General features: G+C 66.2%; 1 pseudogene. It reads right to left on the reverse strand.

Annotation, left to right across the window (positions count from 1 at the left end):
• Positions 1-180: 180 nt before the first annotated feature.
• Positions 181-299 (reverse strand): annotated as a pseudogene (locus tag KVT37_RS32095) (ATP F0F1 synthase subunit C); the annotation flags it as partial.

Consider the following 299-nt stretch of genomic DNA (forward strand, 5'->3'; position numbering starts at 1 on the left):
GGGAAGGTTTCATGCTCCGCGGCAGGCACCGCGGTGCCTGCATGCGTATCGCCCTCGGCCGCCGCCGGCGCTGTTTCTTGCGCATAGGCTGGTGTCACGTACATCTCATTCCCCTGTCCATGCGGCCCCTGGCCATTCGGCGGGGCCGCATCATGCGGCCCCTTCCGTCAGCTCTGGCTCTTACTTGAAGACCAGGAGCAGAGCGACCAGGAGCGAGAAGATGCCCAGAGCTTCGGTCCCGGCGAAGCCGAAGATCAGGCGGCCGAACTGGCCATCAGCAGCCGACGGGTTGCGGAGCG

It is taken from the genome of Mesorhizobium sp. GbtcB19 (assembly GCF_019091085.1).
In the GTDB taxonomy this organism is placed as follows: Bacteria; Pseudomonadota; Alphaproteobacteria; order Rhizobiales; family Rhizobiaceae; genus Mesorhizobium.